Genomic DNA, 26,361 nt, shown 5'->3' on the forward strand with positions numbered 1-26,361 from the left:
AACGCCTATCACACCGATAGACGTTTTCTTCATTAAGACTGTTCAGTGTCTTCTGTTGTACTGCTTTCTTTGGAACCTGATTTGTCAGTTGAATCATCCGTTTTGTCTCCGGATTTTTCTTCAGTTCCTTTTTCAGTTGAACCATCCTTTTTTTCAGATGATTGCTGAATGGATTCTTCTGTTTCCTCAGTTGCAGCTTTCTCTTCTGCAGCTGCCGCTTTTTCAATAGAAGAAACCGGCTTGTCCATAAAGTTCAGCGGGTTCATAGCAACTCCGTCTTTACGGATTTCAAAGTGTACGTGGTTACCGCTTTCTTCGCTGTAAAGGTTCTTGCCAGACTTTCCGATGACCTGATTTTGCTTCACCTTGTCGCCTTGCTCAACACCTACTTCAGAAAGTGATTGATACACAGTAGATAAACCATCAGCATGTTCAATTTCCACAACATATCCCAGCACTGGATCTTTTTCAGCTTTGACAACCGTACCGCTTAGAGAAGCAGAAACCTCGAAATCTTTTCCGTCTTTCTCAGCTAAGTCAATTCCTTTGCTTAGGCTGTACGTGTTATTATAGGTAACGAGTGCTGCTTCTTTTTCTTCTTTTGCGGCATCAGTTTCATAGAACTTTTTCACAACAGAAACGTTTTCAGAATCAACAACCGGCATTGCGACATTTTCCATAGACTTTCCTACTTCAACTGCATCGTCGTTGTTGTCATACGCGGAGCTTCCGCCGTTATCAGCTAACTGATCCTTTACCTCATCATTTGATACAGATTGATACCAAAGGACAGCTGTTAAAATGACGGCCGCACTGACTAAGTAAATTGCAGGGAACACCCAGCGTTTACGAAAAAACTGCTGAAGTTTTTTGACTTGAGAAGTTTTCTTTTCTTCCTCTCTCATTGTTTCATCACCTCAGCAACATTCTGAACACTTTTCTGAAAATATATACACTGATATAAAAAACTTTTTTAGATATAGTTTGTGCAGGCTGATAAGAAAGTATGTCATTTTTTTTGAGAGGAGAACCAGATACGTATGAACTTGACATTACGTCTTGCTGAAAAAAAGGATATAGAAGCGGTTGTTGCGATTTATAACTCAACGATCGCCTCACGAATGGTAACAGCTGATACTGAACCGGTAACAACGGAAGACCGGATGGCGTGGTTTTTGGGACATACAGACGAACGGCCGCTGTATGTTGCTGAGGATGAAAGCGGGGACGTGGCTGCCTGGATCAGCTTCGAAAGATTTTACGGCAGGCCTGCTTATAATAAAACAGCCGAGATCAGCATATACATTCATGAATCATGCCGCGGCAAAGGCGCCGGAAATCACTTGCTTCAGGAAGCGCTCCGCATCGCGCCGGAGCTTGGCATCCGCTCGCTTATGGCCTTCATTTTCGGACATAATAAGCCTAGCCTGAAGCTGTTTGAAAAGCACGGTTTCAAGGAATGGGGGTTATTCCCCGGCATTGCTGAAATGGACGGCAAGCGATATGACTTAAAAATATTAGGGAGAGAGCTATCATGATTAGTCTTGATAAAGATGAAAACCATATTGAAACTCACCACGAAGAAAACAGCGTGACCAAGCAGGAGAACAACAGCACAGAGGGCGAAAAACGTGAGCTGAGCGCTGCTGCTGTCAAATCGCTTTCAGACATTGCAAAGTGGGGCAAAATCACAGGAATTCTTTTAATTGTCATGGGTGCGCTGGCTGCCCTGTCGGCTTTAATGACAATCATAGGCGCTATTCCAGGCGTCCTGCTCATTATTTCAGGCGTATTTCTGATGCGGTCGGCAAAAGCAGCAAGAGAGGCAAGCGGAAACCTGGCCGGCAGTGCGGGTGAAAGCATGCTGGAGAACTACGGGAAATTTATCAAAATGCAATTATTCTACGCTGCATCAAGTATCGCCGCAGGCCTCATCGGAATCATTCTGCTTATTTTCTTCCTCGTATTTGTCGGCATCGCCGCTTTTGAGGATATGGATACGTATGAAGACCCGGATTCCTATTATTATGAAGATGGGCCCGTCTTTGAATAAAGGTGTGGATCTGACCTCCGAAAGAAAGACACGAATAGCAAAGGTATGAGTTCGGTATTGAACCGGACTCATGCCTTTTTATTATGTTCTCCTCAAATTTTCTGCGTTATCGTCATTCATCCAGGCACGCTCTTCGGTGTGACATACTTTGTATAGCATCCCTATCTTATATGTTAGAAACAATCAGGACATCTCTCCATTTACATCGCAGGACACAGACAGTTATATGATTTCTCATTCAAAATATTTGTTTCTATCTTTTATACGTTTAGACCATTAAGCAGCTATTCCCCCACCGCCCCGCAGATGTACTCTCTATGTTTTATGGTTTTTCTAAAATAATAGTTGAATCGATTAGGCTAGAGCAAACACAGAGTTTTGTAACAATCATATACTTCAATAACCGACATTTTTTCATCCATTTAAGAAAAAGGAAGTGGATATACTTGTGTTTTTCAAAGATAAAAAAATACTCATAATTGGCGGAACAGGTACGATTGGAAAAAGTCTTCTAAAACAAATTCTCAAGGATCAGCCAAAGGTTGTTCGTATATTTAGCAGAGATGAATATAAACAATTTATGTTGGAAAATGAAATCGGTCCCAGAAAGGATATTAGATTTTTAATAGGAGATGTGCGAGATTATGACCGGGTGTTAAATGCTATGGACAGCATTGACTACGTCTTCCATACTGCTGCCATGAAGCATGTTCCTGCTTGCGAATACAATCCCTATGAAGCAGTCCTCACCAATATTATAGGAACCAATAATGTCATTAAAGCGGCAGTGGCCCAAAACGTAAAAAAAGTAGTGTTTACAAGTTCAGATAAAGCAATATCACCAACGAATGCATATGGAGCAACAAAACTCACAGCTGAAAGATTAATTTCTGCAGCAGCATACAGTAAGGGAAAAGCTTCGACGGTTTTTTCTTGTGTTCGGTTTGGAAATGTAATTGGTTCAAGGGGTTCCGTGGTTCCCTTGTTTATAGAACAAATCTTAACGCAAAAAAAGGTGACTGTTACGGATTTAAAGATGAATCGCTTTATGATGACACTGGATCAGGCGACATCTTTATTAATTGGTGCATTAAAGGAATCTCAGGGCGGCGAAATCTTCATATTAAAAATGCCTGTCATATCACTGCATGACTTAGTCTCAGTCGTTGTTGAAGAAACATGCAAAAAACAGAATATGAATATTGATGAAATAGAAATACAAGAAATCGGGCTGCGGCCCGGAGAAAAAATGTATGAAGAACTGATGACTTATGACGAGTCGACAATGGCTTTGGAGCTGCCTGACATGTTTGTTATCCCTTCAACTTATGGGGAGAAAAATCATTATACCCAAGCGAAAAAAGCAACTGAAGGGACTTATAGTTCAAATGACCAAAAGCAAATTTCAAAAGAAGAGGTCCTTGCATTATTAAAATCGCAAACATTACTTTAATTCGGGAAGGAAGATGATCATGAAAGTTCTCGTCACTGGGGGAGCAGGTTTTATCGGCAGATGGGTTGTGAAAAAATTATTAGAAGACCGTCATCAAGTATGGGTACTGGATGATTTATCAAATGGGCGTTTAGAAAATATAGAAGACCTGAAAAACGACCCTGGTTTTATCGAATTTATCCATGGAGATATAAAGGATGTAAAAACATTAGAGGATCTTTTCTCGACAAAATTTGATATTTGCTACCATTTAGGTGCAAGCATCAACGTACAAGATAGCATCGACGATCCGAAAACCACATTTGAAAATGACACAATCGGTACTTTTAACATTTTAGAATTATGTAAGCAGCATAATGTAAAAGTTGTTTTTATGAGTACCTGCATGGTATATGACCGAGCTGCATTTGCTGAAGGTATTAAAGAAACAGATCCTATTAAACCCGCTTCACCTTATGCCGGGTCAAAAATCGCGGCTGAAAATATGGTGCTCTCCTATTATCACGCATACGGTCTCCCTGCGGTTGTTATACGTCCGTTTAATACGTATGGGCCTTACCAAAAAACAGGCGGTGAAGGCGGAGTAGTCGCTATTTTTATAAAAAACAAATTGGACGGTAAAAAGCTGCATATATATGGTGACGGCACACAAACCCGTGATCTTTTATATGTAGAGGATTGTGCTGATTTCGTCGTGCAGGCTGGTTATTCCCAAAAAGCAAACGGTGAAATTATAAACGCAGGCCTTGGAAGAGATATATCGATTAATGAATTAGCAGAATTAATTGCAGGCGATAAACAAAACATTCACCATGTAGAGCATATACATCCCCAAAGTGAAATTCCAAAATTGTTATGTAACTACGAAAAAGCAAAAAAAATTCTTAATTGGAGTCCGCAGGTCAGTTTGGAAGAAGGAATAAGAAAAACAGAAGAATGGATTAAGAGTACGAATCTCATTTAATAGGAGAATGAAAATGACCAGTGAGAATAAATTAGCAATGACAGGCGGTAAGCCTGTCAGAGATTCATATCTTCCATACGGCAGGCAATGGTTAGATGAAGATGATATACAATCAGTAGTTGACGTTTTACGGGGAGACTATTTGACGACGGGACCAGCAATCGACTTATTCGAAGAAAAAGTCGCAGACTATGTTGGCAGCCGCTATGCTGTTGCATTTTCCAGCGGAACAGCTGCTTTACACGCGGCTTGCTTTGCTGCGGGAATTTCACAGGGAGACGAAGTCATTACGACACCCATCACATTTGCGGCAAGTGCCAATTGCATTTTGTACATGGGAGCCAAACCGGTTTTCGCAGATATTAACCCGCACACATACAATATTGACCCTGATTCCATTGAAAAGCTGATCACTCCAAAAACAAAGGCTATTATACCGGTAGATTTTACAGGACAGCCGGTGAATCATGATCAGATTCAAAAAATTGCAAAAGCCCATAACTTGATCGTTATTGAAGATGCTGCCCATGCATTAGGCGCTTCGTATAAAGGGGAAACAATCGGTTCAATCAGTGATATGACGATGTTTAGTTTCCACCCTGTTAAACATATTACAACCGGCGAAGGCGGAATGATAACAACTAATAATAGAGAATATTATGAGAAGCTGCTCCAATTCCGCAGTCACGGAATTACCCGCGACCCTAAAAAGCTAAGCCAAAACCATGGATCGTGGTACTATGAAATGCACTTTCTTGGATTCAATTATCGGATGACAGATATCCAAGCTTCATTAGGCATCAGCCAATTTCAAAAATTAGATGATTTTATTGAAAAACGAAGACATCTTGCCAGGATCTACAACGAAAAATTAAAAACAATCTCCCACATTCATCTCCCAATTCAAGATGCAGCCTCAACTTCCAGCTGGCACCTTTATGTCATTGAGTTAAAGCTAGATTCGCTTAAAGGAAATCGCGATGATATTTTCAACGCTATGCAAAAAGAAAATATAGGTGTTAACGTCCACTATATACCTGTTTATTTACACCCTTATTATCAACGTTTAGGTTATCAAGAGGGCTTATGCCCAAATGCCGAAAAGCTGTATAAAGGAATGATCACCTTGCCTCTGTTTCAATCGATGAACGAAAAAGATGCAGACGATGTTATAAAAGCACTAAAGAAAGTAGTGAATTATTATTCGTAGGAGGTGGTTAGGTGAAAGTAACGGCTATTATCCAAGCACGGATGGGCTCCAGCCGATTGCCGGGTAAAGTGTTGAAAAAAGTGTTGAATAGACCTTTGCTGGAATATCAAATTGAAAGAATCAAAAGAGCAGCACTTATTGATGATATTGTGATCGCCACGACTACAAATGCGATAGATCAACCCATTGTTGAGTTAAGTAAGAGATTGTCTCTTTCTTATTATTGCGGGTCAGAAACCGATGTTTTATCAAGGTACTACGAAGCAGCAAAAATAAGCAACGCGGAAAATGTCGTCCGACTAACCTCTGACTGCCCTATTATTGATTATCGTGTGATTGATAAGGTAATAAAATGTTACCTGGATTCAAAGGGCCAATATGATTATGTGTCTAACACCTTACAGCGAACGTATCCCCGCGGAATGGATATAGAGGTTTTTTCAGCTTCTTCGTTAGAGAAAGCTTATCACGAGTCCAGCCTTGACTACGAACGGGAACATGTTACACCCTTTATTTACCTGAATCCAGATCGATTCAGCTTAGCTAATATCACCTATACCGAAAATCAGAAACAGCATAGATGGACTGTAGATACGCACGAGGATTTTTTATTAATCAAAAACATTATTGAAAAACTTTACCCAACTAAACCTGACTTCAGCCTAGAGGATACCCTATCATTATTGAACGAGTTTCCAGAATGGTCATTGCTCAATGCCCGGATAGAACAAAAAGAAATCATCAATGAAGCCGACAATAAATGCAAGTGATTGAGGTGCTGTGATGAACATCCTTTTCAGAACAGATGCTTCAATTGAAATAGGAACAGGTCATGTCATGAGATGCCTCACGCTTGCTCATGCGTTGCGCAAAAAGGGGGCAAATATTATCTTTATTTGCCGAGACTTACAAGGTCATCTAGCGGAGGTCATCCGAGAGAAACAGTTTGATCTCATTATGCTGCCAGAACCTAAAAAGAATGTTTTCATTCCTAAAACAACTCCGCATTCTAATTGGCTTGGTGTCCCTTGGTATGTTGACGCAGCTGAAACCATTAGCGCGATAAAAGACATGAACAAGGACATCTCCCTCCTTATCATTGATCACTACGCAATTGATATCAATTGGGAGATGAATGTGAAAAAACATGTGAAAAGAATGATGGTGATTGATGACTTGGCTGATCGTTTACATGATTGTGATATATTATTGGATCAGAATCTTTATCATCATTATAAAGATCGTTATGTCAATCTAGTCCCCGAAAGCTGCAAACAATACTTAGGACCAGAATATGTCTTATTGCGAGACGAGTTTTATTCATTTTTACCCCATCACATCAACCGCGATGGAAGTGTAAAAAAGATTCTTGTCTTTTTTGGAGGCAGTGATCCCACTAATGAAACGAAAAAGGTGATGAAAGCCTTTCAGCAGCTTTCCCCCCATGATATTGAGCTGGATATCGTGATTGGAAATACCAATACTCATAAGAATGAAATTGAATCCATTTGTAACATCCATGACTATTGCAACTTTCACTGCCAAGTGAATCATATTGCAGAATTAATGTACAATGCTGACCTGGCAATAGGTGCGGGCGGAACGACTACTTGGGAGCGCTGCTATCTCGGCCTTCCAGCGATCGTCATCACCGTCGCTGAAAATCAAGAATCGATTGCTCAAACGCTTGATCAATTAGGCGCGATTAAATATCTGGGACCTAAAGAATCAGTCAAGGAATCAGATATCGTCTCAGCCATTCAAGACATGATGAATAGCCCCTTGTCACTTCAACAAATGTCAAGAAAAGCCCGACTGCTGCTGGAAAAAAATATGGATCAACGCCAGAACCTCTTATTAGAAATTTTAAAGTAAGGAAGGAATAAATCTGTGTTCAAATATTCCCTTAGACCATTAAAAGAAAAAGACTTAGACACAGTTCTCCGTTGGCGTAACGATGAGAGAATCAGAAAATCAATGTACCATGACCAAATAATTAATGAAAAACAGCATCATCAATGGTTCAAGAAAATAAATACATCCAAAACAGAACATTATTTTATATTTACAATTGATCATAAAGAAACTGGCTTTGTTAGCTTTAAAGATGTTGATGATAAACATAGCCACTGCTATTGGGGTTTTTATATTGGAGAGCCCGATAGTCCAAAAGGCTCTGGCTCTATCATGGGGTTTTTAGCGTTAGAATGGGCGTTTCAAAAGTTGTGTGTTGAGAAAGTATACGGAGAAGTACTTTTGAATAACGAAAGAAGCTTATCATTTCACCAAACATTCGGTTTTTGTAAAGAAGGTCATTTTCGAAACCATATAGTAAGAAATCATCAATATCTTGATGTAATCAGATATGGTCTCTTAAAAGAAGAATGGATTGCAGAAAAGCCGAAAGTGATCAGGAAATTGGCTGAAAGAGGAATAGATATCAAGGACATTGATACAGGTTTTAGTGAACTTTAGACTTTGAACAATCATTTCATATAGATGACATCAAAGTCTATTGTTTTACGGCCGGTATTCCTGTGAATAGAAGGGAGTGCAAAGATGAACGAAATCAATATTGATGGAAGAAGTATTGGCCCGCATCATCCCCCATTTATTATTGCTGAAATGTCCGGGAACCATAATCAATCGTTAGAACGTGCTTTTCACATTATAGAAGCAGCAGCCAAAGCAGGTGCACATGCATTAAAAATACAAACCTATACCGCTGATACGATGACGTTAAATATAGATACGAAAGATTTTAAAATTGAGGATAACGATAGTCTATGGTCTGGCAGTACGCTCTATACATTATATCAGAAGGCTTACACCCCATGGGAATGGCATAAACCCATTTTCGATAAATGCCGGGAGCTTGGAATGATTCCTTTGAGTACGCCATTTGATGAATCGGCTGTCGACTTTTTGGAAGACCTGGGAGTGCCTATATATAAAATAGCCTCATTTGAAAATACTGATATCCCTCTTATCAAAAAGGTAGCTGCTACAGGTAAACCCATTATCATTTCAACTGGAATGGCTACAGTAGCAGAAATTGATGAAACAATAACGGCTGCCAAGGAAGCAGGCTGTAAAGAGTTAATCCTTCTAAAATGCACAAGCACCTATCCGGCATCACCAGTAAACACCAATATTTCTACGATTCCTCATATGAAGGAATTATTTAATTGCCAAGTTGGCTTATCAGATCACACAATGGGAACAGGAGTTGCTGTTGCCAGTGTCGCCTTAGGCGCAACTGTGATTGAGAAACACTTCACTTTATCAAGAGCTGATGGCGGTGTAGATTCTGCCTTTTCACTGGAACCACCTGAATTGAAAGAACTTGTCGTTGAAACGGAAAGGGCATGGCAAGCGTTAGGACAGATCACTTATGGACCAACTGACATGGAAAAAGCTTCGCTTAAATTTCGCCGCTCTATTTATGTAACAAACGATATAAAAGCCGGAGAGATTTTCACCAAAGAAAATATTAAGGTGATACGACCTGGTTATGGTTTGGAACCAAAGTACTTTGATGTAATGATCGGAAAAACAGCAACGAAACACCTTTCAGCAGGGACACCGCTGGGATGGGATTCTATATAGTTTTATCCCCTATTTTTCTATGAAAAGGAATCATGATAATGCTCATAGATATCGTATACGGCACGGGCCACAGATCTAATTTGATGAAAAGAAAGAATTGCCATGTCTACGTTATCTTCAATAGATATATAAAACACAGAATGAATATCCGGTTGTTTCACACGAATTCGATGAAATGAAAAAACGGCACCCTGATTGTTAGATAAATCCGCTAACAGTCAGGGTGCCGTTTACTGTATTAATACAGCATTTTCTTGCGTCTGTCTTCTTCAGTCAAAAACTCTACAAAGCTCCGCATCGCAAACGGTTCTTCCTTGATCTGGCGCGTATACGTGTTTTTGCGCTCTTCTGAAAGAATTTCGCTCTTTTTGATTCTGTTCAGCATATAAATATGAACGGTCTTTTGGATTTGTTTATGCTGATAGCCCGCTTCTTTAAAAAATGCTAATCCAAGTGCAGCAAGAAGCGCAAAAAGACCGGCGCTGATTAGGGACTCTCTGTCTGCTGAAGCATGAAAAAGGAAAGCAGCCAAATTAAAGAGAGAGAATGCAGCAAGCGGAACAGCAAGAAAACGGTAGATGACAGTTTTCTTCATTAAAGGCTGTACAGCCTTTTGAATTTTTTGCATTTCTGTTTTAATGAACCCCGGCATTTGTTCTATTCTGTAAAAGTTCATTTATTCTCCCCCTTTATTTGATTTTGCAAGGCTTTACGAACGTTATCATATGAGTTTATTTTAACGCAGGTGCAAGCTGGTTTTAAAGAAATCTGCCCGTGTTATTCACAAAGAATCTGGATCAACACACTTTATTCTTTTAAAAAGTCAGTGTTATAATTTGTAATGGGAATCAGATTGCTGTTATTCATGGAATACTAATGGCAATCTTCTTGATAAATATGAATTAGCGGGGTTACAAAGTGAGTATTTCTTCCATCCTTTTATCACTTTTTTTCATTTTGAATATTCTTTTGGCCATCATTGTCATATTCAAAGAACGGCGCGATGCCAGTGCATCATGGGCTTGGCTGCTTGTTCTTTTCTTTATACCCGTTTTAGGCTTTATTTTATACCTATTATTCGGTCATAATCTCAGACGCAAGCATTTGTTTCAATGGGAGGATCGCAAGAAAATCGGAATCGAAAAGCTGCTGCAGCATCAGCTTGAAGAATTAGAAAACAGGCAATTTCAGTTCAACAACCGGGCAACCTTTGATAATAAGGATTTAATATACATGCTCATCATGAATAATCATGCTGTCTTTACAGAGGATAATTCAGTTGATGTCATTACAGACGGACGTGATAAGTTTCAGCGGCTTTTACATGACATATCAAAGGCAAAGGATCATATCCATCTACAATATTATATTTACAAAGGTGATGAATTAGGAAAAAAATTGCGGGACGCCCTCATTCAAAAAGCGAAAGAAGGTGTGCAGGTCAGGGTTTTGTATGATGAGCTCGGGTCCAGAACGCTACGCAAAAAGTTTTTCAAAAAACTGCGTGAGGCCGGCGGGCATGTGGAGGTCTTTTTCCCTTCAAAACTCAGGCCGATTAACCTTCGGCTGAATTACCGCAACCACCGAAAGCTCGTCATCATAGACGGCATAACCGGTTATGTCGGTGGGTTTAATGTCGGGGATGAATACCTCGGCCTCAATCCGAAGTTCGGCTATTGGCGCGATACCCATATTCGATTGCAGGGAACGGCCGTCCACGCCATTCAGACACGATTCATCCTTGACTGGAACCAAGCTTCACATCATCATACACTCACCTATATTCCGAACCACTTTCCCGATTGCAGCCCAAAGGGAAATGTCGGGATGCAGATTGTTACGAGCGGGCCCGATTCCGAATGGGAACAAATTAAAAACGGCTACATCAAAATGATTTCAAACGCCAAACGTAGCATTTTGATACAAACACCTTACTTTATTCCGGACGCAAGCCTGCTGGATGCATTAAGGATTGCGTGCCTGTCCGGCATTGATGTCAACATTATGATACCGAACAAGCCCGACCATGCCTTTGTATACTGGGCCACACTTTCGTATATCGGGGATCTCTTAAAAGCCGGAGCCACCGTCTATATATACGATAATGGCTTTATCCACGCGAAAACAATCGTTGTGGATGACGAAATTGCGTCAGTCGGTACAGCGAATATCGACGTCCGAAGCTTCAGGCTGAATTTTGAGGTTAATGCATTTATTTATGATATCAACATTGCCAAAAAACTGGTTTCTACATTTAAAGAAGATTTGCTCGTATCGAGAAAATACACCTACGAGGAATATCAGCAGCGATCATTATGGATCCGCATTAAGGAATCAGTGTCACGGCTGCTGTCGCCGATTTTATAAGATGTGCCAATCCCCCGGCCTTTATGGCCGGGGTTTTTCAGCATGGCATCATCACGCATCCCATAAAAACGTTGGTGACCTTTCCCATATAGCGTGCAATCGTAATAAAAAATCACTAATATGATCATGTAATTTATCAAGAGCGGCTTGCTTGCACCTCCGGATCGTCAGGCCAAGCTCCATTCACGCCGCTTCAAAATCAAATTCACTATTTTTATTTCTTTATACAAAACTTCTCACAAATAGTGTATAAAAGAAAAGTGAGTATTTTTTTGTAAAGGGGACCCGTGTCAATGAATCCGGAAACGGTCAACAAAACCCTCATCAGTATTTCAAAATGGGGAAAAGCAACAGGCATTTTATTTATTATTATGGGCGCTTTTACTGCGCTTTCAGGCGCGTTCTTTTTTCTTATCGGCGCAGTGCCCGGCGTACTGCAAATCATTTCTGGCATCTTTTTGATGCGGTCAGCAAAAGAAGCAGGCTTAATGGCTGAAAAGCATAGCGGGCAATCTGAAGATTTAATGCTGGAGAACTATGCGAAATTTGTAAAGATGCAAGGGATTTATTTAATTGTGAGCATCGCTGTATCGATCCTGGCGATCATCGCATTCTTCATCTTTCTAATGCTTGGAATCGCTGACGGCATATTCAGCGATTATGATACGTACAGCAGCTATTAAGTAAAAAACCCGGAGCTTCCTCCGGGTTTTTTCTTGTTATTCCGCTTCGCTTACTACTGTGAAGCGTTCATTTTTGTGTGACGGATGTTCAAGCTCATCCAAAACAGCAATCGCATAATCGGCATAGCTGATATAACTGTCGCCTTTTGCGTTTACGATCACATTGTCTTTTCCTTTTTGGTAAGATCCCGTCCGCTTTCCTGCCGCATCAAAAAACGCCGCCGGGCTGAGGAATGTCCAGGAAATAGAGTCTGCCTTTTGCAGGTCTTTCAGGTTCTCTCCTTGATTTGATGCAGTCGGAAGATATTCTTTCGGGAATTCCGGTGTATCCATTAAACGTGTTGTTTTGGCTTCATCAACGAACAGGCTTCCCGCTCCGCCGACGACAAACAATCTTGTATGTTTTGCATCCTTTAGCAGGTTGATTAATGTTCTGCCTGCTTCAACATGAAGATGTTCCTGGCCAGGCGCAGCTCCAAAAGCGTTCACGAGTGCATCGAAAGGCTTGAGATCTTCCGCTGTCAGTTCAAAAACATCTTTCTCCAAAATCGCTGTGTCCTGCTCTTGCACTTTAGATGCATTTCGGACAATGGCTGTTACCTCATGGCCTCTTTCCTTCGCTTCTTTCAAAATCAGACTTCCCGCTTTTCCGCTTGCACCAATAATTCCTATTTTCATTTTTTGATTTCCTCCTTATTTGTAACAATTTTAGTTACATGTTGGCGGTGAGAAGTCATCTCTTTTGATTAAAAGAGATGATTCATTACATCTTTTAATGACTTGCTTGCCAGCTCATTTTCCATCGCTTTTTGCACACTTTCAAATGTCTCATCCAGTGCGCACTGAATTTTTTTGCCTACCGGACACATCGGGTTCGGGTTTTCATGAACCGCAAATAGTTCCTCTTGGTTTTGAACAGCCCGATATACTTCTAAAAGAGAAATATCAGCTGGATCTTTTGTGAGGCTCGCGCCCGGCACCCCGGCGCGTGATGTGAGAATATCGCCCTTTTTCAGCAGGCTGATCATTCTTCTTACAACTACCGGATTGGTGTTGACACTGTCAGCGATAATGTCCGAAGACGCTTTTTCATCCATCGAAATGAGCGATAAAATATGAATGGCAACAGCAAGACGGCTGTTAATCATGTTTTTTCACCACCGTTGTAACTATAATAGTTACATTTAATTCGTTTGTCAACATATAATATACACTAAATTTGCGCTTCTTGGACATCCGTTTAGTCAATAAAACGGCCGGATGCACTCCGGCCGTGTCTTGTCAGAATAAGAAATATCGTTGTCCCAGCGGAACATAATCGACAGGCTGGCAGGATAATTCTTCTCCGTCAGCAAAGACTTGATATGTTTTCGGATCGACTTCAATCTTCGGCAAAGCAGCGTTTAATTTCATATCCAGCTTGCTCAGCTTGCGGATGTTTTTCACAGGAGAAATTCTTTTTTCCAGCCCAAACCTTTCCGCCACGCCCCTTTCAATGCCCGCCTGGGACATAAACGTAATGGAGGTTGAGCGGTTGGCTTTACCATACGAAGCATACATTTGGCGCATGAACACAGGCTCCGGAGTCGGGATAGACGCGTTTGGATCCCCCATTTGCGCGCGTGCTATCATGCCGCCCTTTAAGACCAATTCCGGTTTCACGCCGAAAAATACAGGATCCCATAGGACAAGGTCAGCGAGCTTACCTTTTTCTACAGAACCGACTTCATGGCTGAGGCCGTGAGTAATTGCCGGGTTAATCGTATATTTGGCAATGTAGCGTTTCGCACGTACGTTATCGTTTCCGTTTTCTCCAGTGAGAGCGCCACGCTGTTTTTTCATTTTGTCAGCCACCTGCCAAGTGCGGATAATGACTTCGCCAACCCGCCCCATCGCTTGGGAATCCGATGACGTCATGCTGATCGCACCAATATCATGGAGAATGTCCTCTGCCGCAATTGTCGCAGCCCTGATTCTGGAATGGCTGAACGCCACGTCCTCGGGCACCTTCGCGTCTAAATGGTGACAGACCATCATCATGTCAAGGTGCTCATCCATCGTATTGACGGTGTAAGGGATTGTCGGCGTTGTGGATGACGGCAGAATGTTCGCATAAGAGGCGAGCTTCATAATATCCGGGGCATGGCCTCCGCCTGCTCCTTCAATGTGATAGGTATGAATCACCCGCTCACCAATTGCATCAAGCGTGTTTTCCAGAAAGCCCGCTTCATTGATCGTATCCGTATGGATTGCGACTTGAATATCGGCTTCCTCCACAACTTCCATGCACGTTTTGATAGCGCTTGGCGTCGTGCCCCAATCTTCATGGAGCTTCAGGCCGATGGCGCCGGCTTCCACCTGTTCAATCAGCGGCGCTTTATCGGATGCATTCCCTTTTCCCAAGAAGCCGACATTGATCGGAAATTCCTCGGCCGCTTCCAGCATCCTTGCCATATACCATGCACCTGACGTACATGTTGTCGCTTTGCTTCCTGTAGCGGGCCCCGTTCCGCCTCCAAGAAGAGTCGTCACTCCTGAGGAAAGTGCAACTTCCATCTGCTGAGGACAAATAAAGTGAATGTGCGTATCCACTCCTCCAGCCGTTAAAATTTTGCCTTCCCCGGAAATCACCTCTGTACCCGCACCGATGACCATATGCGGATCGACTCCATCCATGATATCTGGGTTGCCGCTTTTTCCGACACCCACGATCCGGCCGTCCTTTACACCGACATCCGCTTTGACAATGCCTGTGTAATCCAATAACACGACGTTGGTGATCACCAAATCCAAAGCACCGTCTTTTCCTGTGATGCTGCCGTTTTGGCCCATGCCGTCACGGATCGTTTTTCCGCCTCCAAAGATCATTTCTTCACCATATACAGTGAAGTCCTTTTCGACTTCGATCCATAAGTCCGTATCGCCCAATCTGATTTTATCGCCCGTTGTCGGACCAAACAGCTCCGCGTATTGTTCCCGTGACATTTTCATCGAATCACACCTTCCATCCAGCCGGCTTTCTTTAAGTTGGCTAACGTTTTTTCTTTGCCGCGTTCATCGATATACGTATCGGACATTCCGTTCAGTCCTCTTACTGTTTTTCGTCCTCTGAATTCAACAAGCGTGACCGTTTTCTCCTCACCTGGCTCAAAACGGACCGATGTGCCTGACGGAATGTCGATACGCATGCCGATGGCTTGTTCGCGGTCAAACGATAGCGCACCATTGGCTTCCGCAAAATGAAAATGGGAACCGACCTGAACGGAACGTGATCCGGTGTTTTTCACCGCTATCTCCCGTGTCTGGCGGCCTTCGTTAATCGTAATGGTTCCCTCAGCAATCTGAAATGCTCCCGGCTTCATGACTTCACCTCCGCAGAAATCGGATGGTGTACTGTGACAAGCTTCACTCCGTCAGGGAATGTAGCTTCCACCTGAATGCTGTCCAGCATCTCAGGCACGCCCTCCATGACATCTTTTTCAGTCAATACATGGCGGCCGGCTTCCATCAGCTCCGCCACTCCCTTACCATCACGCGCGCCTTCCATGATAAAACAGGTGAGATAAGCGGCAGCCTCGGGATAATTGAGCAGAACGCCGCGCGCCTTTCGCTGCTTGGCTAATTCTCCCGCTGCAAAAATGAGCAATTTCTCTTGTTCAACAGGTGTCAGTTTCATCTTAGGTCCTCCTTATTATCGTCATTCTAAAGTGGATTGCGTTACATGAATCTCCGGAACGATGCAGGCGGGCCATCACCTCCCTTTTTCAGGATGCTGATCAAACAGTGAGATGCCTTTCAAAACGGCGAGCCGTTTCTTCGTCAGCCTTTCCGTGAGCGACGACCGTTCCCCTGTCCATAACATAAAGATAGTCAGCGCACGTTAAGGCGTTCTCTAAGCTGTGTTCCACCAAAACAACTGCAGTCTCTTCTTTTCTGGAAATTTCTATGATAACTTTTTGAATCAATTCCACGATTGAGGGCTGAATTCCTTCCATTGGTTCATCTAGTAAAATCATTTTCGGATTACCCATCAGCGCTCTGGCAATCGCAAGCTGCTGCTGCTGTCCTCCGCTCAAATCGCCGCCTTTACGGTCGAGCATGTCCTTCAAAACAGGAAACCACTGAAAAATCTCCTCCTTGATCTGCCCTCTCCGCTCCTTCTTAGGAAGCGGTTCTTCTCCGAGCAAAAGATTGTCGCGAACGGTTAAAGCGGGAAAGATGTCTCTCCCCTGCGGCACGTACGCTATTCCTGCTCTTGCCCGTTTTTCCGTCTTTTCGTTTTGAACAAACGTTTGATGAAAACGGATTTGTCCCTGTTTGGCCGGGATCAGGCCGATGATCGTCTTCAGCAAAGTGGATTTCCCAACTCCGTTTCGGCCTAATACAGCGACGATCTGCCCAGGGCGGACTTCCATGCTGAGGTTATGCAAAACCATGGATTGATCGTAACCGGATGTCACATTACTAACCGCTATCATGACGCCCCGCTCCTTCCTAAATACACCGCTGCCACCTCTTCATTGCTTGTAATCTCATCCATCGATCCTTCACAAAGCACTTTTCCTTCATGCATCACCGTCACTTTTCTGGAAAACGAGCGGACAAAATCCATATCGTGCTCCACAATTAAAACGGAACACGTTTTGGCAATTTCCTCAAGGAGAGCCCCGGTTTTATCCCGCTCTTTTCCCGTCATTCCGGCGATCGGTTCATCCAGCAGCAAAAGCTTCGGCTCCATGGCGAGCTGCATGCCGATTTCGAGCCATTGTTTCTGTCCGTGTGACAGGCTGCCGGCTTTTATGTCCCGCTTTCCTTCTAAACCGATTAGCTTCAGGATGTCTGTCACCCTTTCACGCTGTTCTCTTGTCATACGCGCCATCAGCAGGGAGAGAATCGTTTTTTTCTGCTTCATGGCAAGCTCGATATTTTCAAACACGGTCAGCTGCGAAAAGACACTCGGAGCCTGAAACTTTCTGGCGACGCCCATTTTGGCGATCTGATATTCCTGAACCTTTGTCAGTTCTGCCGTTTCTTGAAAAACAACCTCACCCGACTGCGGCTTTGTTTTCCCGCAAATAATATCCAGCATGGTTGTTTTCCCGGCGCCATTCGGCCCAATCAAAAAGTGAATATCACGTTCCTGCACACTGATATCCGCCCCCTGCAGCGCCCAAAATCCATCAAACTGAACCTTCACGTCACGGCAGATAAGTATCGGTTTCATATGCAGCCGCTCCTTTCTTTTTCGAGAAAGAAAGCCGGGTTCCAAGCTTCTCAAACAGTCCGACAATCCCTTTTGGCAAGTAAAGCACGACGATCATAAACAGCGCACCGAGGAAATACAGCCAAATGTCAGGATAATATTCGCTTAAATAGCTTTTCATGCCGTTTGTTAACAGCGCGCCCAGCACAGCTCCGAAAATGGAGTGCCTGCCGCCGATCGCCACCCACAGCACCATTTCCACTGAAGGGATGATGCCCATCATTTCCGGCGAGATCATTCCGTCCTGAAGCACAAACAGCATCCCGGCAATTCCCGCCATCGCAGCGGACACACAGTAAATAAACACTTTAAAAACAGTGGAATGATAACCGAAAAAACGCACCCTGTTTTCTCCTTCGCGAACCGCCTGCAAAAGCCGGCCAAAGCGGCTTCTCGTAAGAAACAAAGCGAATACAACAGTAAGGCCGAGAAAAAAGACTGTGGTAAAATACAGGATCCGCTTCAACGCAGGATCAGCCAAAGAATATTGAAAAATCGTATAGAAGTTGGTTAGTCCATTGGTACCGCCGGTGATTTCTTGGCTGCCGATGAACAGTGTAACCACCACAACGACGACTGCCTGTGATATCAATGAAAAATATACTCCCTTTATATTGTTGCGGAACGTAAAATAGCCGAGCAAAAACGCCAGTAGCACAGGCACAGCGACAGCCGCCGCAATTGCAGCAAAAGGATGCCTGAACAAAGCCCAGATCCACGGCAGTTCGCTGACTCCCGTCCACTCCATAAAATCAGGAATCCCGGATGGTGAGGCTTCTATTTTTAAATACATCGCCATGCAGTAGGCGCCCAATCCGAAAAAGACGCCGTGCCCCAAGCTCAAAATGCCTGTATATCCCCAAATGAGGCAAATGCCGACCGCTACAATCGCAAAGCATAAAAACTTCGCCAACAGCCCCAATCGAAACTCCTGAAGAAAGAACGGAGCGGCGATAAAAAGGGCAAACATCACAAGATACGGACTGAATTGCGAAAACTGCTTCATCCGGCACCCCCTAATCAAGTAATCTCGTTTTGACGCTTGCGAGACCCGAAGGCCGCCATTGCAGAAAGAGAATAATAAACGCAAACACCACAACCTTGGCTATGATGGCGCTTGCCGAATACTCCACAAATGTACTGAGTAATCCCACCAGCACAGCCCCAATAATCGTCCCTTTTAATTTTCCGATACCGCCTAAAATGACGATCATAAAAGCATCGACCAGATAGGACGAACCGAGAGTAGGCCCGATTGACCCCAGCAATGTGAGTGAGCTCCCCGCAATACCGGCCAGCCCGCTTCCGAGCGCGAAAGCCAATGTATCTGTTTTTCTCACAGATACACCAAGACATGATGCCATGCTCCGATTCAGCGTAACAGCCTGCATCCGCCGTCCCGCAGAGGTTTTAAACAAATAGAATCCGAGCAGCGCCAGTGTAAAAAGAACGAGCGCCAAAATAAACAGCCTTTTATACGGAAAGGTAACGGAAAACAGTGTTACTCCTCCCGTCAGCCATTCAGGAGACTTGACGGCCACATTTGGTGCGCCAAAAATCGATCTGGCCGCCTGCTGCAGGATCAAGCTTACCCCCCATGTTGCCAAAAGGCTGTCGAGCGGACGGTCATACAACCGCCTGACAATCACCTTTTCAATAACAATTCCAATAAACGCCGCAACCGCAAATGCCATGATGATAGCAATTAAAAAATAGTAAGAAAACATAGAAGCCGGCAAATAACTTAAAAACAGCTGCTGAACGACATATGTCGTATATGCCCCCGCCATAATCAGCTCACCGTGCGCCATATTGATTATGTTCATCAAACCGAATGTAACGGCCAATCCAATCGCAATGAGAATCAAAATAGAACCGAGACTGATTCCGTTAAACAATTGCGTTACGATGACAGACATTTTCCGCCTCCTCTCCCGCAAACGGCTTTGATTTATTTAGATAACCCCTTTGCCCAGTCGTACGTTCTTAAATACGGATCAGGTTTTACCGGATCACCTGAATTCCATACTTCTTTAAACTGTCCATCCCCCGTGATTTGCCCGATTCTAACTGTTTTGTAAAGATGCTGTGTTTCCCCATCGATTTTCACCGTGCCGCCCGGGGCCTTGAATGCAATCCCGTCAGCCGCTTTCTTCACTTTATCGATATCAAAGGACTTGGCTTTTTCAACAGCCGCTGCCCAGAGATACACCGCATTATAACCGGCTTCAATCGGATCGCTCGTCACCCGGCTATCGCCGTTCATCTTTTTATAATGCTTCACGAATGTCTGATTTTCGTTTGTATTGGTTGTCTGGAAGTAATTCCACACCGCATAATGCCCTTTTAGCACATCAGGACCGATCCCCCGAATTTCTTCCTCTGCGACACTCGCCGACATGACAGGAATTTCATCAGCTGTCACACCCGCATCTATCAGCTGCTTAAAAAATGCCACATTGCTGTCGCCGTTTAATGTGTTAAAAATAACATCCGGCTGCTTTTCATTGATTTTGCTGACCAGCGTACTGTAATTCGTGTGGCCGAGCGGCGTATACTCTTCACCGACAATTTCTCCCCCAGCGGCTTTCACTTGCGCTTTAATGATTTTATTGGCTGTTCTCGGAAACACATAATCAGAGCCGATCAGAAAGAATGTCTTGCCTTTATTCTTCAGCAGCCAATCAACAGCCGGCACGATTTGCTGGTTTGTCGTTGCTCCGGTATAAAACATATTTGGTGATGACTCCATGCCTTCGTATTGCACCGGATAAAACAGCAGCCCGTTATTTTGCTCCACAACCGGGAGCATCGCTTTACGGCTCGCTGATGTCCATCCTCCGAAAACAGCCGCCGCTTTGTCCTGCTGAAGCAGCTTTCTCATTTTTTCGGCATATGTAGGCCAGTCAGAAGCCCCGTCCTCCACGACAGGTTCAAGCTTTTTGCCGAGAACGCCGCCTTTTTGGTTGATTTCATGAATAGCCAGCAGCTCTGCATCATGAACGGATACCTCGCTGATTGCCATTGTCCCGCTTAATGAGTGAAGAATCCCAATCTTCACTGCATCCCCGCTTGTGTCAATATCAACTGTTTTTTTCGCATCCACGCTGGCTTCCGACACTTTTTTCGGCGCCGCACATCCCGTGATCAGAATCGTGATAAGAACCATCAGAAAGAAAGCCTGTATTCTAACCCCTTTGCTTTTCATTCACAACCTCCTTTGTCTGATTGAGTCAACTGATGTTATAAAAGTTAACAACTTATGTCATTTATTATATAGAAAAGATGCATTACTTTAAAGAATATTTAAAAAATTTAGATACTTTAACCAAATCGATTGTCTTTTTTGTCATATTTATTCACATAAAAAAAGGCAAGAAACATTGTTTCTTGCCTTGCCGCTCTGATTAATTTTTATCTGTGAATGTATCCTTTGCTTTACCGATATCTTTTTGGACCTCGCCTTTTGCCTTATCTTTTTTGCCTTCAGCCTTCATATCCGTTTTGTCGGTCATATCTCCAACTTTATCCTTCACTTCTCCCTTGGCTTTATTTAAGCCGCCTTTCATTTTATCTTTTACACTATCGTTACCCATGTGTAATTCTCTCCCTTCATTTATGTGTGTACTTGTTACCTTCCCGATCTGAGCAGCGGTAAACATTTGAATATTATTTATCGATTTCATAACGCTCTCCGTAACGGAGCACCTTGTAGAGCGCCAGCCCGTCAGATGATTTATTTTCTGAGTAACGGACCGGCAGCAGGGCAAAAAACACATAATACGTAGAAAAGTAGACAAACTGATAAAAAAACACATTTGGCTTCAATACACTGTGTATAATGAGCAAATTCACTGCGAAAATGGTGATTAAGTTAAACAGGCAGCCTCCGGCATAAACAAGTGCGTGTGTGAATCGGTTGTCGATCTTCAGTTCGCCGTACCGGCAAAACGAATCCATAAAATAAATGGTTCTGACCTGTATCGGCCCGATCCTGAACAGCTTTTTGCCCATCCCGATATCCAATGAACCCTTCCCGCCAAAAATAAAGGCCATAAAGCTGTGCCCGGCAACATGTATAATAGATACAAGCGGCAGAACGATGAGGAAAGACCACAGAAACTTCACCATATCATCAAATCCAAACATTGAATTCCCCCTCACGCTTGTCATAAACAACGCCATTTCCCATTTCACAAAATCGCGGCTAACCATCCGTTTGTGTTCCAAAACAGTATGTAGCGATTTTTCCTGTTCTCCACGGAAATAAACGTCCCGATGCTCCCCTTTTTTTGTATAAAAAAAAACCATCTGGCGTCAGATGGTTTTTACACTTGATATAAACAGTCTTCCTTCTGGATCAGCGCTCTCATGCTGACCGCTTTTTCATAGAAAAACACCGCATCTTGATAGTTTTCGTGAAGGCTCGAATATGCAGCTGCATCCAGAGCAAATTCCTCAATATACACATACAGGGACTTGGCCTCCATATAATCAAAAACCTCTTGAATCATACCCATGTTAACGGATTCCACATATAGAGCCTGCAGAAATTTATATTTTTCCAGACTAAAGCTGTCGTTTCGTTTTCGGGCGATGGCAATCCCTTTTTCATAATAATGCATAGCCGCTTGTTCAGCTTGTTTTTTGAAGAGAACACGCGTCAAGCTGAACAGCGCTTTCGGGAGCTGCTCCAGCTGATGTTCCTCAAAGACGGGCAGCGCTTTTTCAAAGTAGGCAGCCGCCTGATCCAGCTCTCCTTTTTCATCATAACAGTTCCCCATGTTGTAGAGGGCTGATCCGATCAAGCGGGGCTGTCCTTCCAGTAAAGCCAAACGATAAGCGTCATCGAGATGCTCAAGCGCTTTTTCATAATTTCTGTAGTCTATATAGTTTCCCGAAATGACAAAGTGGCATTGAATTCTTCTCACCCTGTAAAAATCATGAGCCTTGTAGGTCTCAAGCGCCTGTATCGCATGATTCATAGAAAAGTGGGTCTGCTTCATAATATAAAATACTTCTGCTACTTTAAAATGAAATTCCGCTCTTTCAATATCATCCTCTACAAACGCAAGCATTTTCTCAGCTTTTCGATAGAAAGATATGGCTGAGATGTAATTGTTCTGTTCAAATTCATACATTCCTCTGAACAAATGAAAATAATACTCAGATAATCCCGAGATGCTGTCCTTGCTGCTTTCCAGCCTCTCGATTAATTCACGATATTGGAGCTGAGATTCCTCGTGCAGGTCGGGCTTTACATAATCAAGCATAATTTGATGACGGTAGCTGATCAGCTGATAATACAACAGAAGCAGCTGATCCTCTTCCATATGTTCTATATCATGATCAATCTCTTCCTTCAGCTGAACGGCATCAGCCACTTGAAATGCTAAAATGTGCTTATACCACTGATTGATTTTAACTCCTACTTGAGATGACGGGATCTCGTAAGCGGCCATGCCTCTCCAACCCTTTCTATGAACTAGTGGTTATATTTTATCATATTGTATGGCTTTGGAATTAAAATTCCTTCCAATGATTCCTTCTTTTTGCCTATCCTTATATCTTTCGGTTTATGAATGGATTTTTTGCACTTTTTTGCGCATTACAGTTTTTGACACAAAAAAGCTTACCGGACTTAGCCGATAAGCTTTTATCATATTAACCGCCGATATAAGACATTTCCACTTTCTTTTTCCCCGCTGTTTTTGAAAGCGTCCGGTCAACTGAATATTGGTCTATCCGATTCTTCCATACTGTGCCGATCATCTCTGTCAGCTCGCCATCACTTAATCCCTGCCGAACCGGCGCTCTGAGGTCATATCCGCTTGAAGCGAATAGGCAAGTAAACAACTCACCGCGCGCAGACAGGCGGGCCCTGTTACACGAGCCGCAGAACGCATCAGATACAGAAGAAATCACACCGATTTCACCAGAGCCGTCCAAGTAGCGGAATCTTGAAGCAACTTCCCCTTTATAGTTAGGCTTGATCGGTTCAACCGGCATGTGTTCATTGATTACATCAATGATTTCCGCCTTTGTCATGACATCTTTCTTTTCCCATTGGTTGGTGTTGCCGACGTCCATAAATTCGATGAATCTCAGGATATGCCCATTTTCTTTAAAATAGCGCGCCATAGGCAGTATATCTTTTTCATTGACGCCCCTTTGGACAACCATGTTGATTTTAACGCCGAGCCCCGCTTGTTTCGCCGCTTCAATGCCTTCAAGCACCTTACTGACAGAAACCCCTCGCCCGTTGATCATTTTAAAGCGTTCGTCCTCTAATGAATCAAGGCTGATGGTAACCCTTTTCAAGCCGGCTTCTTTGAGTTTCTCAGCATAAACAGGCAGCAGCGACCCGTTTGTCGTCATCGCAATATCACGGAGACCCGGAATGCGGGCCAGTTTTTTGATTAATTCAGGCATGTCTTTTCTCATAAGCGGTTCTCCGCCGGTCAAGCGGATTTTTTCCACCCCAAACCTGGTGACAAACAGCGTCGCAAGCCGTTCCATTTCCTCAAATGAAAGCAACTCTTCTTTCTTTAAAAAAGGATAATCCGGGCCAAATAATTCGGCTGGCATACAGTACGTGCATCGGAAGTTGCAGCGGTCTGTAACAGAAATGCGAAGATCTCTGAGCGGTCTGTTCTTTTTATCTAACATCTGGCGAGATTCTGTATTCATTGCGCAGCCCCTCCTATCCCCAAATTCTTTCGGGATGTGTATATACATTAAAAGATCCGTTTCTCACAAAACCGATCGCTGTGATATTTAATTCTTCTGCCATTTGAATCGCAAGCTCTGTCGGGGCCGATTTTGAAATCACAATCGACACGCCGATTTTTGCCGCTTTTAACAGCACTTCTGATGAGATTCTCCCGCTGAAGACAATCAGTTTATCGCGGACGGACATCCCATTCAGCAGGCAATGTCCGTATAATTTATCAAGCGCGTTGTGACGGCCGATATCTGTGCGCATCAAAAGCACTTTCTCCGTATCGCAAAGCGCCGCGTTATGCACGCCTCCCGTCTCCTGAAACGTCCCGCTTTCTTTTTGCATATCCTTCATAAGCGCCAAACAAGTTTCAGGCGAAATCTTGATTTGACTGACAGCCGTCTTGGCGGTTTTGACATCCTGCTGAAAATAAAAATGGCGACCCTTTCCGCAGCACGAGCCGATCACCCGTTTCGTATATTCCTGTTGATCCAATGTCCCAGGATGAACAAGATCGACATACACAAAACCGAGACTTTCATCTATTGTAAACCTTTTAATCTCTTTTTGAAATCGAATAACGCCCTCAGATGCGAGAAATCCGATGACGAGCTCTTTGATATGCTCCGGCGTGCAAACGAGCGTGACAAACTCACTGCCGTTCACCATCACCGTCAACGGATATTCCGTCACCATCCGGTCGGTTTGCCTGCTCATTTCCCCTTGTTCATAACGCCATATCTCCCTGACCGCAGTTACTTTATCATTCAATGTCTCTTCCCCTCCGCAATGTTCCTGCCTTTATATTTTTTCACACTCCTCAGATTTTGTCGAATCCTGTTATAAAAAAAAGAGCCCATTCTAAAGGACTCTACGTTTGGTTATGCTGATTCTTTTTCAGGATCATAAACAGCACAAGAGCTGCGATCAAAGTGAGCATGCTGACAAAAAAGAAAGCTGCCAGTTTCAGAAAAACACCGAGCAATATGAAAACCACGGCCGCTATAAGAAATATCAATCCTAACAATCTCATGTTTTCAACCCCTTTTACCGGTATCATTCCCGCAGGCACTGTTTTTAAACCAATAGAAAAAGGCGCCTGGGGCAGCGCCTTTTCATTGGGTTAATCCGTAAATTTTTGTGCTTCTTTTTCCCAGGCCTGCTCAAATTCTTCCGCACTGTCTGCTGAAATATATTCTCCACCGCCGGCAACAGCCGCCTGTTTCATTTCCGCGTTTTCTTTCACATCAAAGTTGAAGCCGATAATGTTTACAATCGTATCTACATTTGCTTCACGAAGCTTTTCAATTTCATCAGCAGGATTTCCGCCGCATGTTTCTTCGCCGTCAGTAATTAAATACACCACGTTTTTCCCGTCTGCATCAAACGCTTCAAATTCTTTTCTAGTATCAGAAAGCGCTTTGGCAATTGGCGTCCAGCCGGTCGGTTTGATGCCGCTTAATGAATGGTCAAAGAGCGTTCCTTCATATGGATGGAGGCCGTAAATCGTTTCTGTTGTGCTGCATGAAAGAGCCTTTCCGGAAAGTTTATTGTTTCCGGCATGTCCAAAGACACGAAGCATCAGATTTGTATCCTCAGGAAGCAGCTCGGCAAAAGACTTTACAGATTTTTTGGCAATGTCTATCTTTCGTTCTCCTCCTGTTTTTTGAACCATACTTCCGCTTCCATCAAACAGGACAGCTACATTCGTGTCGGCTTTTTTCTCAGCGGCAAAAGACGGGGACGCAATGGAGACAGTCAACAGTCCAATCATACTTGCAGTCAGTAATTTTTTCATGTTCAACTTCCTTTCTTTATCATATTTTCCAACGTCTTGTTGGATTCTTCTTAATGCTAGAATATGAAACCTCAAATTGATATAGGGCAAGCTGCCTTTTATCTCCCTTTTACTCTCTATTCAAAATCGCTGGAAACCTCAATCGTTTTTAGCCATTTCCACCCAAAAAATATAGAAAGAATGTGACACCGTTCATTCTTTTTTCTCCGTGATCAGGAGAGAAAAGCTGAAATCTGCTAC

30 protein-coding genes are annotated in these 26,361 nt (G+C 43.3%); 11 read left to right on the forward strand and 19 right to left on the reverse strand.

Annotated elements, in window-relative coordinates:
- Positions 1–32: 32 nt before the first annotated feature.
- Positions 33–905 (reverse strand): stage II sporulation protein spoIIQ, encoded by an 873-nt coding sequence (gene spoIIQ, locus LJF29_RS17155; protein ID WP_229149820.1) that lies wholly within the window; start codon positions 903–905, stop codon positions 33–35.
- Positions 906–1,046: 141 nt separating this feature from the next.
- Here spoIIQ and LJF29_RS17160 point away from each other — a divergent pair, with 141 nt between their 5' ends.
- The 9 genes from LJF29_RS17160 to pseI all read left to right on the forward strand — a co-directional run bounded on the left by LJF29_RS17160 (position 1,047) and on the right by pseI (position 9,289).
- The gene (locus tag LJF29_RS17160) at positions 1,047–1,538 is read left to right on the forward strand and encodes a GNAT family N-acetyltransferase (RefSeq protein ID WP_229149865.1); all 492 of its coding nucleotides are present in this window, start codon (positions 1,047–1,049) and stop codon (positions 1,536–1,538) included.
- A complete protein-coding gene (locus LJF29_RS17165; protein WP_229149821.1) occupies positions 1,535–2,053 on the forward strand; it encodes a DUF5362 family protein in 519 nt (172 codons plus the stop codon). Before LJF29_RS17160 ends, LJF29_RS17165 begins: the two co-directional genes overlap by 4 nt.
- Before the next feature lie 448 nt (positions 2,054–2,501).
- Positions 2,502–3,506: an SDR family NAD(P)-dependent oxidoreductase gene (locus LJF29_RS17170; RefSeq protein WP_229149826.1), complete on the forward strand. Its 1,005-nt coding sequence runs from the start codon at positions 2,502–2,504 to the stop codon at positions 3,504–3,506.
- Between the two features lie 19 nt (positions 3,507–3,525).
- A complete protein-coding gene (locus LJF29_RS17175; protein ID WP_010332196.1) occupies positions 3,526–4,470 on the forward strand; it encodes a dTDP-glucose 4,6-dehydratase in 945 nt (314 codons plus the stop codon).
- 13 nt (positions 4,471–4,483) lie between these two features.
- Positions 4,484–5,680 (forward strand): UDP-4-amino-4,6-dideoxy-N-acetyl-beta-L-altrosamine transaminase, encoded by a 1,197-nt coding sequence (gene pseC / locus LJF29_RS17180; RefSeq protein ID WP_229149828.1) that lies wholly within the window; start codon positions 4,484–4,486, stop codon positions 5,678–5,680.
- Positions 5,681–5,691: 11 nt separating this feature from the next.
- A complete protein-coding gene (locus LJF29_RS17185) occupies positions 5,692–6,450 on the forward strand; it encodes a glycosyltransferase family protein (RefSeq protein WP_229149830.1) in 759 nt (252 codons plus the stop codon).
- A gap of 13 nt (positions 6,451–6,463) precedes the next feature.
- Entirely contained in the window at positions 6,464–7,555 is a 1,092-nt protein-coding gene (pseG, locus tag LJF29_RS17190) for a UDP-2,4-diacetamido-2,4,6-trideoxy-beta-L-altropyranose hydrolase (RefSeq protein ID WP_229149831.1), read from the forward strand.
- A gap of 15 nt (positions 7,556–7,570) precedes the next feature.
- Positions 7,571–8,155: a UDP-4-amino-4,6-dideoxy-N-acetyl-beta-L-altrosamine N-acetyltransferase gene (gene pseH / locus LJF29_RS17195; protein WP_229149833.1), complete on the forward strand. Its 585-nt coding sequence runs from the start codon at positions 7,571–7,573 to the stop codon at positions 8,153–8,155.
- A gap of 84 nt (positions 8,156–8,239) precedes the next feature.
- A complete protein-coding gene (gene pseI, locus LJF29_RS17200; RefSeq protein ID WP_229149835.1) occupies positions 8,240–9,289 on the forward strand; it encodes a pseudaminic acid synthase in 1,050 nt (349 codons plus the stop codon).
- 238 nt (positions 9,290–9,527) lie between these two features.
- Here pseI and LJF29_RS17205 read toward each other — a convergent pair whose 3' ends face one another.
- Positions 9,528–9,965 carry a DUF5392 family protein gene (locus LJF29_RS17205; RefSeq protein WP_024123133.1) on the reverse strand — a complete coding sequence of 146 codons (438 nt, stop codon included), beginning with the start codon at positions 9,963–9,965 and terminating at the stop codon, positions 9,528–9,530.
- 242 nt (positions 9,966–10,207) lie between these two features.
- Here LJF29_RS17205 and cls point away from each other — a divergent pair, with 242 nt between their 5' ends.
- On the forward strand, positions 10,208–11,656 hold the full coding sequence (cls, locus tag LJF29_RS17210; RefSeq protein ID WP_010332203.1) for a cardiolipin synthase: 1,449 nt from the start codon (positions 10,208–10,210) through the stop codon (positions 11,654–11,656).
- 293 nt (positions 11,657–11,949) lie between these two features.
- Positions 11,950–12,339 (forward strand): DUF5362 family protein, encoded by a 390-nt coding sequence (locus LJF29_RS17215; protein ID WP_010332204.1) that lies wholly within the window; start codon positions 11,950–11,952, stop codon positions 12,337–12,339.
- Between the two features lie 36 nt (positions 12,340–12,375).
- On the opposite strand, the gene LJF29_RS17220 is transcribed toward LJF29_RS17215, so the two are convergent.
- From LJF29_RS17220 to LJF29_RS17300, 17 genes are all read right to left on the reverse strand, one after another.
- Positions 12,376–13,017: an NAD(P)-dependent oxidoreductase gene (locus LJF29_RS17220; RefSeq protein WP_229149836.1), complete on the reverse strand. Its 642-nt coding sequence runs from the start codon at positions 13,015–13,017 to the stop codon at positions 12,376–12,378.
- Between the two features lie 68 nt (positions 13,018–13,085).
- Positions 13,086–13,487 (reverse strand): Rrf2 family transcriptional regulator, encoded by a 402-nt coding sequence (locus tag LJF29_RS17225; protein WP_229149838.1) that lies wholly within the window; start codon positions 13,485–13,487, stop codon positions 13,086–13,088.
- A gap of 133 nt (positions 13,488–13,620) precedes the next feature.
- A complete protein-coding gene (gene ureC, locus LJF29_RS17230) occupies positions 13,621–15,330 on the reverse strand; it encodes an urease subunit alpha (RefSeq protein ID WP_229149840.1) in 1,710 nt (569 codons plus the stop codon).
- Positions 15,327–15,701, reverse strand: coding sequence for an urease subunit beta (gene ureB / locus LJF29_RS17235; protein ID WP_229149842.1), 375 nt, complete (start codon positions 15,699–15,701; stop codon positions 15,327–15,329). The genes ureC and ureB overlap by 4 nt, the downstream gene beginning before the upstream one ends.
- Entirely contained in the window at positions 15,698–16,015 is a 318-nt protein-coding gene (gene ureA / locus LJF29_RS17240; protein ID WP_010332209.1) for an urease subunit gamma, read from the reverse strand. The genes ureB and ureA overlap by 4 nt, the downstream gene beginning before the upstream one ends.
- Positions 16,016–16,115: 100 nt before the next feature.
- Complete coding sequence (gene urtE, locus LJF29_RS17245; protein ID WP_010332210.1) at positions 16,116–16,817, reverse strand: urea ABC transporter ATP-binding subunit UrtE; 702 nt, start codon at positions 16,815–16,817, stop codon at positions 16,116–16,118.
- A complete protein-coding gene (gene urtD, locus LJF29_RS17250; protein ID WP_229149843.1) occupies positions 16,814–17,563 on the reverse strand; it encodes an urea ABC transporter ATP-binding protein UrtD in 750 nt (249 codons plus the stop codon). Before urtD ends, urtE begins: the two co-directional genes overlap by 4 nt.
- Positions 17,538–18,608 (reverse strand): urea ABC transporter permease subunit UrtC, encoded by a 1,071-nt coding sequence (urtC, locus tag LJF29_RS17255; protein WP_229149844.1) that lies wholly within the window; start codon positions 18,606–18,608, stop codon positions 17,538–17,540. The genes urtD and urtC overlap by 26 nt, the downstream gene beginning before the upstream one ends.
- A gap of 10 nt (positions 18,609–18,618) precedes the next feature.
- The gene (gene urtB / locus LJF29_RS17260) at positions 18,619–19,521 is read right to left on the reverse strand and encodes an urea ABC transporter permease subunit UrtB (protein WP_229149845.1); all 903 of its coding nucleotides are present in this window, start codon (positions 19,519–19,521) and stop codon (positions 18,619–18,621) included.
- 32 nt (positions 19,522–19,553) lie between these two features.
- The gene (gene urtA, locus LJF29_RS17265) at positions 19,554–20,810 is read right to left on the reverse strand and encodes an urea ABC transporter substrate-binding protein (RefSeq protein ID WP_229149846.1); all 1,257 of its coding nucleotides are present in this window, start codon (positions 20,808–20,810) and stop codon (positions 19,554–19,556) included.
- Positions 20,811–21,009: 199 nt separating this feature from the next.
- Positions 21,010–21,198, reverse strand: coding sequence for a CsbD family protein (locus LJF29_RS17270; RefSeq protein WP_026014623.1), 189 nt, complete (start codon positions 21,196–21,198; stop codon positions 21,010–21,012).
- Between the two features lie 73 nt (positions 21,199–21,271).
- Positions 21,272–21,751 (reverse strand): hypothetical protein, encoded by a 480-nt coding sequence (locus tag LJF29_RS17275; RefSeq protein WP_168748964.1) that lies wholly within the window; start codon positions 21,749–21,751, stop codon positions 21,272–21,274.
- Positions 21,752–21,930: 179 nt separating this feature from the next.
- Entirely contained in the window at positions 21,931–23,064 is a 1,134-nt protein-coding gene (locus LJF29_RS17280; RefSeq protein WP_229149848.1) for a tetratricopeptide repeat protein, read from the reverse strand.
- A 202-nt stretch (positions 23,065–23,266) separates the two neighbouring features.
- A complete protein-coding gene (gene moaA / locus LJF29_RS17285; RefSeq protein WP_229149849.1) occupies positions 23,267–24,292 on the reverse strand; it encodes a GTP 3',8-cyclase MoaA in 1,026 nt (341 codons plus the stop codon).
- Positions 24,293–24,305: 13 nt separating this feature from the next.
- On the reverse strand, positions 24,306–25,094 hold the full coding sequence (gene fdhD / locus LJF29_RS17290; RefSeq protein WP_229149851.1) for a formate dehydrogenase accessory sulfurtransferase FdhD: 789 nt from the start codon (positions 25,092–25,094) through the stop codon (positions 24,306–24,308).
- A 100-nt stretch (positions 25,095–25,194) separates the two neighbouring features.
- Entirely contained in the window at positions 25,195–25,356 is a 162-nt protein-coding gene (locus LJF29_RS17295) for a hypothetical protein (RefSeq protein WP_010332220.1), read from the reverse strand.
- A gap of 90 nt (positions 25,357–25,446) precedes the next feature.
- Entirely contained in the window at positions 25,447–26,121 is a 675-nt protein-coding gene (locus tag LJF29_RS17300; protein WP_229149853.1) for a vWA domain-containing protein, read from the reverse strand.
- Positions 26,122–26,361: the final 240 nt, after the last annotated feature.

It is taken from the genome of Bacillus sp. LBG-1-113, from assembly GCF_020708615.1.
GTDB lineage: Bacteria > Bacillota > Bacilli > Bacillales > Bacillaceae > Bacillus > Bacillus mojavensis.

Coding starts and splice junctions, on each gene's coding strand:
- pseG (WP_229149831.1), top strand. CDS start 6,464: ATGAACATCCTTTTCAGAACAGATGCTTCAATTGAAATAGGAACAGGT.
- urtD (WP_229149843.1), bottom strand. CDS start 17,563: ATGAAACCGATACTTATCTGCCGTGACGTGAAGGTTCAGTTTGATGGA.
- urtC (WP_229149844.1), bottom strand. CDS start 18,608: ATGAAGCAGTTTTCGCAATTCAGTCCGTATCTTGTGATGTTTGCCCTT.
- ureA (WP_010332209.1), bottom strand. CDS start 16,015: ATGAAACTGACACCTGTTGAACAAGAGAAATTGCTCATTTTTGCAGCG.
- LJF29_RS17175 (WP_010332196.1), top strand. CDS start 3,526: ATGAAAGTTCTCGTCACTGGGGGAGCAGGTTTTATCGGCAGATGGGTT.
- LJF29_RS17270 (WP_026014623.1), bottom strand. CDS start 21,198: ATGGGTAACGATAGTGTAAAAGATAAAATGAAAGGCGGCTTAAATAAA.
- pseC (WP_229149828.1), top strand. CDS start 4,484: ATGACCAGTGAGAATAAATTAGCAATGACAGGCGGTAAGCCTGTCAGA.
- LJF29_RS17300 (WP_229149853.1), bottom strand. CDS start 26,121: ATGAAAAAATTACTGACTGCAAGTATGATTGGACTGTTGACTGTCTCC.
- pseI (WP_229149835.1), top strand. CDS start 8,240: ATGAACGAAATCAATATTGATGGAAGAAGTATTGGCCCGCATCATCCC.
- ureB (WP_229149842.1), bottom strand. CDS start 15,701: ATGAAGCCGGGAGCATTTCAGATTGCTGAGGGAACCATTACGATTAAC.
- urtE (WP_010332210.1), bottom strand. CDS start 16,817: ATGATAGCGGTTAGTAATGTGACATCCGGTTACGATCAATCCATGGTT.
- LJF29_RS17280 (WP_229149848.1), bottom strand. CDS start 23,064: ATGGCCGCTTACGAGATCCCGTCATCTCAAGTAGGAGTTAAAATCAAT.
- ureC (WP_229149840.1), bottom strand. CDS start 15,330: ATGAAAATGTCACGGGAACAATACGCGGAGCTGTTTGGTCCGACAACG.
- urtB (WP_229149845.1), bottom strand. CDS start 19,521: ATGTCTGTCATCGTAACGCAATTGTTTAACGGAATCAGTCTCGGTTCT.
- LJF29_RS17165 (WP_229149821.1), top strand. CDS start 1,535: ATGATTAGTCTTGATAAAGATGAAAACCATATTGAAACTCACCACGAA.
- LJF29_RS17295 (WP_010332220.1), bottom strand. CDS start 25,356: ATGAGATTGTTAGGATTGATATTTCTTATAGCGGCCGTGGTTTTCATA.
- LJF29_RS17225 (WP_229149838.1), bottom strand. CDS start 13,487: ATGATTAACAGCCGTCTTGCTGTTGCCATTCATATTTTATCGCTCATT.
- moaA (WP_229149849.1), bottom strand. CDS start 24,292: ATGAATACAGAATCTCGCCAGATGTTAGATAAAAAGAACAGACCGCTC.
- LJF29_RS17205 (WP_024123133.1), bottom strand. CDS start 9,965: ATGAACTTTTACAGAATAGAACAAATGCCGGGGTTCATTAAAACAGAA.
- LJF29_RS17220 (WP_229149836.1), bottom strand. CDS start 13,017: ATGAAAATAGGAATTATTGGTGCAAGCGGAAAAGCGGGAAGTCTGATT.
- LJF29_RS17275 (WP_168748964.1), bottom strand. CDS start 21,751: ATGTTTGGATTTGATGATATGGTGAAGTTTCTGTGGTCTTTCCTCATC.
- spoIIQ (WP_229149820.1), bottom strand. CDS start 905: ATGAGAGAGGAAGAAAAGAAAACTTCTCAAGTCAAAAAACTTCAGCAG.
- LJF29_RS17215 (WP_010332204.1), top strand. CDS start 11,950: ATGAATCCGGAAACGGTCAACAAAACCCTCATCAGTATTTCAAAATGG.
- urtA (WP_229149846.1), bottom strand. CDS start 20,810: ATGAAAAGCAAAGGGGTTAGAATACAGGCTTTCTTTCTGATGGTTCTT.